Below are 11471 nucleotides of genomic sequence, written 5' to 3' on the forward strand. Positions count from 1 at the left end.
TACCAAAATATTAACATCATTTCCGTTAACTTTAGCTTTTAAAATTTAAAAACTGTATTATGAAAAAATCGACACTATTTTCTACGCTTGCTTTTGCCTTTGTTATGCTTTTATCTACCAATGTAGACGCCCAAAAGTTTGCTGGATTAGATAAAAGTCCAATGGATGCAGCCATATACAAAACTTCCAGAAATGCACCAGCTATTGCCAAGGTTATCTACAGTAGGCCACAGCTTAAAGGTCGTTCGTTAGGCAGTTTGGCCCCTAACGGCAAAGTATGGCGTACGGGAGCTAATGAAGCGGCTAACGTAACCATTTACAAAGATGTAAAAATTGGAGATAAAGCCGTTAGTCCTGGGGAATATTCACTTTTCACGATTCCAGGCGAAAAAGAATGGATTATCATTTTAAATAAGGACATTAATGTTTGGGGCGCTTATTCATACAATAAAGACCATGATGTTATTAGAGTTTCAGCCCCAGTAAGTTCTGGTGACGAACTGGAAGCCTTTTCAATCGCTTTTAGTGACGGCACCATGCATTTAGGCTGGGGAACAGTAAGGGTTAATGTGCCTTTTAGCATCTAAACCAAGTAAAATTATCTATAAAAAATCCCGATAAACTTCTTTGTCGGGATTTTTTTATGGCCATTATTGATTATATCTACATTGCAACAGCTTAGTTTATCTTATCCAGATGTAGTGTCGGGATAAGGTTGGGACATTGTCCTTATCACTGAGTTGGTAGACTTTTTAAGAATGACTCAATGAAATAGCATAGTAAACAAATGACCCTTATTGAATAAGCACTACATTATTTCAACAACTCTAACACACTTAATACAACACAGTGGTCGGTAGCCTTGTCATTACAAATAATCTTGGTATCCAATACACGCCATGCATTGGCTGGCTTGTATAATACATAATCTATTTTAGCCTTTGGATTATCTGATGGTATCGTTGGTTGAAAATCGGGTAAGGAAGGCGTCCAAAATTTAAAAAGGATGCCCATAGTTTCACTCTCTGGCGTGGCGTTTAAATCGCCTGCCAATATGATGGGCCTGTCGTCGTTTGTAAACAAATCATTGAGTTGGTTTGCTTGATTTATTCTATCGGTCTCATCTTTGGTATGATCTAAATGTGTTCCAACAAACCGAATGGTATCGCCACTCTTTATAACAACTTCCACCCCTAGTGCAGCTCTCGGCTCTTTTCCTTCTCTAGCAGACAGGGCTTGGTTCTTTGTAGACAAAAAGGAAAACTTCGATAAAACCCCTTCGCCATATTCACCACCATCAAAAGTCATGGCTTTCCCAAAAATAGCTTGCATTTTGGTGCGTTGCCCCAACTCTGTAACCAAATCCATTCCTAAAACCCGGTTTGTTTTAAAATCCACTTCCTGTAAGGCTACCAAGTCCGGGTTTTCATCATTGATAACTTTAGCCAACAAATCCAAATCAAATCGCTTTTCGGCATTAACCGTTTCGCCATGGTAGATATTAAAGGTTAACACTCTTACCACCTTAGATGAATCTACCACAGTTTGAGCTTTTACAGTCATGCTTAACATTAATAAAATGGCTGAAATAATTGTAATTCGGTTCATTGGAATATTGTTTTTATTGTTTTTAAAATTTAGTTTTCTTTTGAAGCCCTATAAACCTAATATCTTTCTAAGTTATCATCAACCTCCAGGGCGTAGGCATCGATTCCGCCTTCAAGGTTGTACACGCTATTAAAGCCATTATCCAATAAGTAATCCATCACGCTTTTACTTCTACCTCCATGATGACACATCACCACTATTGTTTTATCCTTAGGCAGGTCATTAATTCGTTGGGGTATCTGCCCTAAAGGTATTAATACAGCCCCTTCTATTTTAGCAATCTCATATTCATAGGGTTCCCTTACATCCAACAAAAAAACATTTTCTTTATTTAGTAAATCTTCAAGCTCCTCGGGCATTATTTCTCTTTCATTTTGAAAGTCCCCTCCAGCACTTACGCTTTCTTCTTTCTTCACACCACAAAACACATCATAATCTATAAGTTCAGTTATCGTAGGTTGATCTCCACAAGCTGGACAACTAACATTTCGTTTCAGTTGTATTTCAGAAAAGCCCATATCCAACGCATTATAAAGCATTAAACGCCCTATTAAAGGCTTGCCTTTTTCTAAAACCAACTTGACTACTTCTGTTGCCTGAATGGTTCCCATAAGACCAGGCAAAACCCCTAGCACACCAGCTTCTGCACATGAAGGTACTGTTCCCGGTTCTGGCGGATTAGGATATAAACACCTGTAGCAAGGCCCATTTTTAGTTGCAAATACACTGGCTTGTCCTTCAAACCTATAAATGGATGCATGCACATTGGGTTTCCCCAATAACACACAAGCATCATTCACTAAATAACGCGTCTGGAAATTATCGGCTCCATCGGCAACGATATTATAATCTTTTATGATCTCCAATGCATTTTCTGAGGTAAGCCTTGTATTATGCTGAACAATATTGATTTCGGGATTAATTTCTTTTAGGGCTTGCGTTGCGGACTCTACTTTAAGTTGCCCAACACTGGAGGAGCCATGAATAATTTGACGTTGTAAATTAGAACTATCAACAACATCAAAATCTACCAATCCTAAAGTTCCAATCCCCGAAGCTGCCAAATACATAGCCAAAGGGGAGCCCAATCCACCAAGTCCAACCACTAATACCGAAGCATTTTTTAGCTTTTGCTGACCTTCAACCCCTACTTCCGATAATAATAAATGTCTAGAATATCTTTTTAATTCTTCTTTAGATAACATTGTTCGCAACAAATTTTCAAATTCATAAAACCTTTCTATCTGTACACCATTAATGTTTTTTTTCACAAAACAGAACACAAATCGTGTAAAATTAATTCTTTTAGAATGAAAGTTTCTACTCCTTGCCCTTATTCTTCCAATAAACAAGCATTAATTAATGGTGCTAATTTTCGATACCCCGAAGCATTGGGATGCAATCCATCTCTAAACAGACTTTCATCAATGGTTCCTTCAGCATTTAACAAAACGTCTCCTACAGACAAATAATGCACATGAAGCGTCTTCGCCATTGTGTCAATTGAACTATTCAATAATTTTACACGGGCTTCTTCACCTCTTCTTGGCAGTATTCCCAACAGTGTAACTTTTGCCTTGGGCTGACGTTCAATAATGGCTTCAATCAAAAAACGAAGCCCTTCAATAATATCTTCGTTTGAATTTAAATGTAAATTATTGGTTCCTATTTTAAGCAATATTTGCTCGGCTTCGAATCCATCCAGCTCATCATGATAGACACGCCATAAAACATTTTCAACGCGATCCCAACCAAACCCAAAATTTTTAACTCCCAGATCTTCAAAATAAAGCTCCCATGAATCGGCTCCATTTACCACCTTCATATGGGGAACCCCTCCCCATTGATGTACTATGGAGTTTCCTATAAAACAAACTTTTGGAGGGTTATTTTTATTGGATCTTAATACCTCTTGATGCCTCATGTTCCAATCGTAAACACTGGCATCCCTGTTTTGGGTCACGGGTATGGTTGTTGCTATTTTCCCAACAGGTTCCTTTATAATATCCCTGACACAGGCTTCATAAGCTTGCGCATATTGCAGCATCCCCAAATCGTTAGGATGAGTTCCATCTACATAACTATCAATACCTAAGTTTAACTGTTCCCTTGTCAACACGTAAATATCTTTAATGCCTTCAGATATTAATTGTTTATAAGCCTTTTGCAAGGCTTTATTTAATTCTGAATAAATCCTAAACCGTTCTTTATTGGTTTCACCATCGGAATATCCAGAATGTTCTACCAACAATACTGGTGTTGAAGGATGCTTACTTTTAAGACGCTTCACCGATGTTATAATACGCTGATATGCAAGATCTGGAGTACCACTCTGCGTTAATGTTAGGTTGGGCATACAATCCAGCACATAAAGTTTCGCCTCTATGGTTTCTATAAAATCAATTACTTCATTTTCTAATCGGCCATTACCCGAAAAACCTAAATTAATTATAGGTCGCTCTAGCCCCCTTTCTAAAATTGAGGTCCAGGCCATACCCGGTCTAGATGCACAGGCACCCTGCATTATGGACGTACCATAAACTACTATGGGCTTTTCAGCCCGTATGGGTAAGGGTTTAAAAATAGCATTGGATGCTGTACCTATCTCCAACCAGATTACTTCATTATAGAGTGGCAAATACAAAACGTATTCTTGGCCCTTATCATGGTGTGATGGTCGCTTTAATTTAAGGTTATTATAGTTGTACGTTATCGTATCTCCAAAGGCATATTGCCCTCTATTCCATAACCATTCACCGTCATTTGTTTTGGTATATAGGTCTACACCACTAACCCCTGTTGCCGGCATATGGTTAAAAGCCTTTCCTCTTTTTACTTTGTACCTTACAGCAATATTTTGGGCATTGCTCACAAAACGAATGGACAATCCTGCAGATTGCTTTGACAAATTCCAAACTGCCTTTCTAACTTTCCCTTCTGCTGCTTTTGGCAACCTATTATAACCATAAACCGCAGGCTTACCCCATCCTTGCCCTTCTAATACTTGTGTGGAATCTGCCATAGGGTTCCACCAATTCATCTCTGATTTGTCTTGGGAAAACCCAAAAGCAGCTAAGAGAATAAAAAACAGTGTAGCGTAATTTGTTTTCTTAGTCATTTCTTAAAAGATTTAATACGATCTAACTATTAAATATAGTTCAATCTTGCATAGTATTGAACCCTTCTCATATTATTTTTTTTGAGCCAACTTATTAAGCACCTGCTTAGCTTCTTTTATTAACCCTTCTAAATTATCTGGCTTTTCTACAATATTAAACTGTCCGACTACTTCATTCAAATAATCTAGGGCATCCAGATCATTTTTACTAGCAAGTTCTTCCCTTAAAACCCTAATTTTTTCAGCATCTTGAATCCCTTCCCTTAAGGTTTCAAAGCGAATGGAACTTCGGTTATCTGGATATACGATGTAGGTATCTCCTGCAGGCCAAGCTCTAAAACGGGAGTCCTGTAATGGATTTTCTACCCAACTATTATAGGCCCAACGCAAGAAGCCGTCAAAATCGGCAGCAATGGTGTACCAGCCAATAAAGACACCCTCAGCTGGTTCAGAAAAAGTAAAGGTATTTGGGAATTTATCGGTACAACATACATAATGGGTACTCACATAACCTTTGGCTCGTCTTTCGACAAGATCTTCATCATCTACAGGGTGACCAAAAGCAGCCGACATATCTTTTAGCTCCTCTGGATAAAGCTTATAGCTCTTATGGTTGTCGGCAAAGGCCACGCCAAACTCCGGCGCATATTGATTTAACAACTTCAACATGGCCTGCATCTCTTCGGGACCTCTCTCATCCATAGCTATTCTGGTAATACCCTCCCAACCTTTTTCTTGCACATGGGCTTTAAACTGGCTTAAAAACGGAATCCATAAGACCTCATATTCTGGTGTTCCTGGAGGTGCTTTTAGCTTCACTTCTTTATTTTCGGCTTCATCAAAGTAATAAAACTCATTACCCCATGGCACCATAGAATAGCAACTTATCTGGTTTTTAATACCCAGATCCATCATGAATTGCACCCAGTTATCGAAAACAGTATAATCGTATTCCCAAGTTCCATCAGTTCTCTTCTTCCATTCAATCATGGCATCAAACGGATCAAAAGTTTGACCTCCCCACGGGCGTTTGTTTAAAGATACCGTAATCACTTTTTGACCAGCATCAGCAAGCCTTTTCATCAACGGCTTTAACAAATCCCAATGTGCCTGCGACCAAGGTTCCACATTATGGAAGCGTGCCACGGCATAGGGGTTTTGCCAAAGATCTAAATGAAACTTCCAGTCGGAGGCTGGAGGCAATACTTTGTCTATAACTTGCAATGTCAGTTCGAAAATTTGCGGTTTTTGTCCTTCGATATCTAAAGTAACTTGGCTTTTATATTCCCCTGCTTCAGTATTTATCGGCACATCAACAGTTAACCATAACGGACGTGTTTCCTTAGCCTTTACGGCATATGTGCTTAAGGTATCCAAAGCATCAGCAGCCAGGGACGCCGCAAAATCTTCTGGCTTTCTATAGCCACAGCCTCCCGCAAACTCGTCGGTAATAACGTATTTAACAAAACGTAATTGGGCAGCATTAGAAGGAATCGTTGCACCACTTTCAGATTTGAAATCTGATATCCCTGCCTGTACTTTGGTAACCGAATCCTTCGACCATAAAACCAATTGACCTGAAATGCGCTCTCCTTTCCAGGCCTCTCCTTTCCAGGATTTGGATCTTTCTACATTAGGCATGATACTTTTTACAAAACGCAAGTTTGTCGACACAACCGATGCCTGTAATCCATCAGGAAGGGCATCCCACTCCTGGCCTGTTGCCGGAGACGGATCCTGAGGTTCTTCATATGTTGTGCTTACAACAATATCTTTTTGTTGTTGGCAGCTCACTAAAAAAATAAAGACCAATATTGTAAAAAAAATAAATCGCATAGCTCTCATTGATGTTAATTTGTTATTTGATTAATTACCTGTTCGGCATCTGGCCAAGGCACTTGTTGATTAGTATCTGTTCTGGTTGGCATTTGCGCATTTACACCTCTTAAATAATTTCCTAATACGCCTGCCAATTGCTTAAGTTTCTCGCTTTCCTTAATCGCCAAATTAGTTGTTTCACCAATATCGTTGGTTATATTGAAAAGCTCAAAACGGCTATCGACATGATAGTAAATCAATTTCCAATCGCCTTTACGCACAGTACTTGACGCCCCTATACCTGGACCTGTAGGCCCCCAATTATTTGGATAATGCCAAAACAATGCTCTTTCATTATCACTTGTCCCTTCAGATTTTAATATTGGTAAGAAGCTCTGTCCATCTATTGTTTGAACTGTTTTATAATCACTTATCCCAGCCATTTCGAGTACGGTAGGAAAAAAATCCTCTATAATAACATAGTTATCTGTACTAGAGTTTTTCTTAGTTACTCCAGGCCACTTAACGATCATAGGTTCCCGGATGCCTCCTTCATGAGCCGATCCTTTGCCACTGGACAATGGTTTGTTATGTGTATGTGGTTCACCTCCCCTGGCAACAGCACTCAAGCCCCCGTTATCGGACATGAAAAGAATAATGGTATTATCGGCTATGCCACTATCGTCTAAATAATTCATGATATCTCCCAGGCTCTTATCCATCCCTTCAACCATGGATGCATATTTTGCCTCAATGGGATCCAGCCCTTTATCCAAATATTTTTGCTCAAACCTAGGATCGCCTTGTATAGGTGTATGCACGGCATAGTGTGCCATATACAAATAAAACGGTTTCCTTGCTCTATGTGCACTATCAATAGCACCAATCGCCTCTTGGGTTAAAGCTTCCGTTAAGAAAACATCCTTGCCATGATACTTTACCAGTCCCGGAACATCCCAAATATTATCGCTATCCAAACTCTTTTTAAAATTTTGTCTGCCATAATAACTCCCTGGTGCCCCAGCAGCATGACCGGCAATATTTATACTGAATCCTAAATTCTTTGGATTTTCTCCAGGTGTTGTTAAAGCACCAAAATGTGCTTTACCTACATGAATGGTCTCATAGCCATGATCCTTTAAAATTTGAGGCAAGGCTGTAATATGTGTGGAGCGTTCTATAGAATCGGTAGGTTGGGCTCCGTTTAAATTCCATTCTGGCATTTCCAATCCTTTAGGTGGTCTAACAGCGGATACGCCACGCCTAAGTGTCCAATTGGTCACGCGGTGTCTAGCGGCATTCATTCCAGAAATCAAGCTTACCCTTGTTGGCGAACATACTGAAGTCGCATAGGCTTGTGTAAACTTCATGCCTTCACTAGCTAAGCGTTCCATATTTGGCGTTGTATAGCGTTCATTAAAAGGTGTTTTCTCTGTCCAAAAGGGCACCGAAGTATCCTGCCAGCCCATATCATCAACCATAAACAAAATAATGTTTGGTTGCTTACTTTCTACTGCTCTAACCTGTTCCTCTTTAGCCTCTTTCTGTTTACAAGAGCACACGGTTAAACAAATGGCTAAAACACCTATAGCTTTAAATATATCATTCATAATCTAACGGTTTATAACGACATTACTCTAACACCTTAGCGTAATTGATTCCCAAACTATCCCAACGCGTCTGAAACTTCTTTAATGCACTTTTAAAGCGCTCAAAATCTTTATTCTCTGGTGTCGTCCAGCCCACTTCAGCATAAGCCGCTATTCTAGGAAAGGTTTGATGTTCAATATCTTTATTGGTAGGCGTCCACTCACTCCACATTTGACACCCTAAGCCATAAATATTCTTATGGTATTTAGTTTCTAATCCTTCCGGAATAGGATCAAAACCATAAGCCTTTTCCAAACTTATGTTCTTGTAACTATAATCAAGGTAGGTATTACTATGCAATGAATTTACGATGTCGTATCCTTTTTTTGCTGCTTCAGTAGCTAATTCCAAGTTGCCTTTCCAAAAATGCACGACTACATTTTTAGCCAATTCGGTTTCGGCTTCCTTATCGTCTTTCTTTTCTTCAAACCCTTTATGGATATTAATCCCCATAATCTCATTCCATCCCATCATTCGGCGCCCATTAGCTTCAATAAATTTTGAAATCTTATTGGTAAACGCGATTTGTAAATCGGCAGGCGTATTAATACCATTGTCCTTCATGTATTGTTGTACATGTTTGGACTCCTCCCAAACTTTATACCCAACTTCATCACCACCAATATGAATGACTTTGGATGGGAACAATGCAAACAATTCCTGAAGCACATCTTTCACAAACTGCTCCACCTCTGGTTTGGTTACATCGTAATTATCATAATGCCTTCCAAACTTTACGGGAACGTCAATATCCTCACCAGCCGTACCTAACCAAGTATAAGCAGCAATGGCTGCACTGGAGTGTCCAGGCATTTCAAATTCTGGAACAATGGTAATATTTCTATCCGCAGCATAAGCTACAATATCTTTTATCTGCTCTTGCGTATAAAAGCCTCCATGAGGCTCACCCGACGTTTTTCCACTTCCCCATGTTTCAATTTCACTATCGGCCCTAAAACCACCTACTTCGGTTAATAAAGGGTATTTTTTTATTTCTATACGCCAACCGGCATCATCGGTTAAATGCCAATGAAAGACATTCATTTTAAGTAAGGCCATTTCATCTAATATCTGTTTAACAAAGGCTTCACCATGAAAATAACGGGATTCATCCAACATATAGGCACGCCACTTAAAACGCGGTGCATCCGTTACGGAAACACAAGGCACTAACCATTTTTTTGTTTCACTATCTTGGGTTAACAACTGCTGTATGGACTGTACACCATAAAAGTAACCAGCTGCATCACTCGCGCTAATTACAATTTGCTCCGGTTTTACCTCCAATTGATAAGCTTCAGGCTGCAGACTATCAACAGCCCTAAATATGACTTGAGCAGCTCCATTGTCAACCAACTCCAATGTATTTCCTGTTACATTATTTATTAAACTTTTTAAATGATTAGCAGCAACCTCCTGTTGCTTGGACTCGATAGAAATCGAAGTTCCACTATCGAAAGCAAAAGAAAACTCACCCAAAGAGAGTTTTGCCGGTTTAGGAATAATGGTTACTTCTGAAGATTGAAATGTTCTGTTTTTCTCGGCACAACTGCTCATAGACAAGACCAACAGCAATGCAAATAAAGAATAGCGCATAGTTTATTGTTTTAGATTTTTGTTTTATTGTGTTCGAACACAAACTTATTCTTTAATTGCTTAGCATACAAATTAATTTGCATAATAACACGCATTTATCCATAAAGATTCGCTTGAAATTGGATTAAACCATTAACCAAAGGAATCTGGCTCCAATAGACTCTACACAGGTTACCCTAAACATGTATCCAATCACCATTTAGAGTAAATTAGAAACCGAAATACAACTCATAAACTCAATGATTTTAAAGCGATTTACTGCAAATGAATCTAGATGCAGCGCATTGCATAATTCCTTCAAATTAATATTTTAATCAAAAATAAGTATAATTCACTGAAAAACAATAGTTTAACCCTAAATCAACAAATTACAAAAATGTATTTTGTCGATTTTTTTTGCATTTCATAGATGTTTTATAAAATTTTTATCATATATTCGTCTCCATAAAACAATAGTTTAACATGAATATTAACCTAACAAAACTGTTTTTTATGTTAATCAACTGATTTATAATAAATTACTATTAATTAATCTGTATTAAAATTTTTTATGCACCCACTGTAGAATATAAAGGTATTTCAACGAGTATTTTTGTCTTATACAGAGCGTCATAATATTTTTACTTATCCCTCATAAAATTGGTTAATAGCACGTAAAACCTAAAAATTAGTTCGTTTTTTAAAACATATAAAGAACGAGCCTGTTTTTAATAGTGCAACGCCCTAAATATTAACATTTTATGAAGAAGAACTACTTTTATAGATTTCTTTTTACTTTAAGTGCCCTATTATTATGCTATTCTCTTTTTGCTAATAATATGTACTTAAAGCGAACTTTAGCACCTACAAATACCAATAATTATCCTCATTATGGCTTAATTTCTGATTTTGCCAAACTACTAGCTGATGATGCTAGAAAAGCAGATGTTGAGTATTTTAATATAATTTCGGCTAATAGTTATACTATAACTGGATGTCCGGGAGATATTTCTGTGAATAATGATCCTAATCTCTGCACAGCATTTATAAATTCAGGGCTGAATGTCACTAGTTTTACTGGGAATCTAAGCTGGGAAATGAGAGACATTTTAAATACTCTTATTGATAGTGGAACGGGACAAATAAACAATTATACCTTTAATATTGGAACCACTAATGTAATATATACTGATAACGATGATACCTGTAGCTTTATAGTTACTGTCTCTGACACCCAAGACCCTACAGCTTCTAACCCAGCAGATATAAACGTGCAATGTTTGGCCGACGTTCCGGCTGCTGACCCTGCGGTTGTAACCGATGAGGCCGATAACTGTGGTTCCCCTACCGTAACCTTCATAAGCCAGACGGCCGACCCTGCTGTTAATGACGGAACCATCACCAGGACCTACCGTGTAGACGATGGCAATGGCAACACCATTGACGTATTCCAAGATATCGTGATTGATGATACAACAGCTCCCGTAGCAGATGTCGCTTCATTACCTACCGTTACCGGACAATGTTCTGCAACTGTAACCGCTCCTACTGCAACCGATAATTGCGAAGGAACAGTCACTGGAACAACTACGGATCCTACATCATATACCGAACAAGGAACCTATTCCATCACCTGGACCTATGATGATGGCAATGGCAATACTTCAACACAAACTCAAACTGTGGTGATTGATGATACAAC

At 38.5% G+C, this 11471-nt stretch carries 8 protein-coding genes; 2 read left to right on the plus strand and 6 right to left on the minus strand.

Annotation, left to right across the window (positions count from 1 at the left end; genetic code table 11):
* The first annotated feature begins 59 nt into the window (after positions 1-59).
* Positions 60-587: a DUF2911 domain-containing protein gene (locus tag MR062_RS15620; RefSeq protein ID WP_242205964.1), complete on the plus strand. Its 528-nt coding sequence runs from the start codon at positions 60-62 to the stop codon at positions 585-587.
* Positions 588-813: 226 nt separating this feature from the next.
* Here MR062_RS15620 and MR062_RS15625 read toward each other — a convergent pair whose 3' ends face one another.
* From MR062_RS15625 to MR062_RS15650, 6 genes are all read right to left on the minus strand, one after another.
* Complete coding sequence (locus MR062_RS15625; RefSeq protein WP_242205967.1) at positions 814-1608, minus strand: endonuclease/exonuclease/phosphatase family protein; 795 nt, start codon at positions 1606-1608, stop codon at positions 814-816.
* A gap of 56 nt (positions 1609-1664) precedes the next feature.
* Positions 1665-2813 (minus strand): molybdopterin-synthase adenylyltransferase MoeB, encoded by a 1149-nt coding sequence (gene moeB, locus MR062_RS15630; protein ID WP_242205969.1) that lies wholly within the window; start codon positions 2811-2813, stop codon positions 1665-1667.
* Positions 2814-2941: 128 nt separating this feature from the next.
* Entirely contained in the window at positions 2942-4726 is a 1785-nt protein-coding gene (locus MR062_RS15635; protein ID WP_242205971.1) for an SGNH/GDSL hydrolase family protein, read from the minus strand.
* Positions 4727-4798: 72 nt separating this feature from the next.
* Positions 4799-6562: a DUF4091 domain-containing protein gene (locus tag MR062_RS15640; protein WP_242205973.1), complete on the minus strand. Its 1764-nt coding sequence runs from the start codon at positions 6560-6562 to the stop codon at positions 4799-4801.
* A gap of 14 nt (positions 6563-6576) precedes the next feature.
* The gene (locus MR062_RS15645; RefSeq protein ID WP_242205975.1) at positions 6577-8154 is read right to left on the minus strand and encodes a sulfatase; all 1578 of its coding nucleotides are present in this window, start codon (positions 8152-8154) and stop codon (positions 6577-6579) included.
* Between the two features lie 22 nt (positions 8155-8176).
* Positions 8177-9790 carry a beta-N-acetylhexosaminidase gene (locus MR062_RS15650; RefSeq protein ID WP_242205977.1) on the minus strand — a complete coding sequence of 538 codons (1614 nt, stop codon included), beginning with the start codon at positions 9788-9790 and terminating at the stop codon, positions 8177-8179.
* Positions 9791-10530: 740 nt separating this feature from the next.
* Here MR062_RS15650 and MR062_RS15655 point away from each other — a divergent pair.
* Positions 10531-11471 (plus strand): HYR-like domain-containing protein (locus tag MR062_RS15655; protein ID WP_449500926.1); only part of this gene is annotated, 941 nt, incomplete at its 3' end.

The sequence above is a fragment of the Aestuariivivens insulae genome (genome assembly GCF_022662195.1).
GTDB lineage: Bacteria > Bacteroidota > Bacteroidia > Flavobacteriales > Flavobacteriaceae > Aestuariivivens > Aestuariivivens insulae.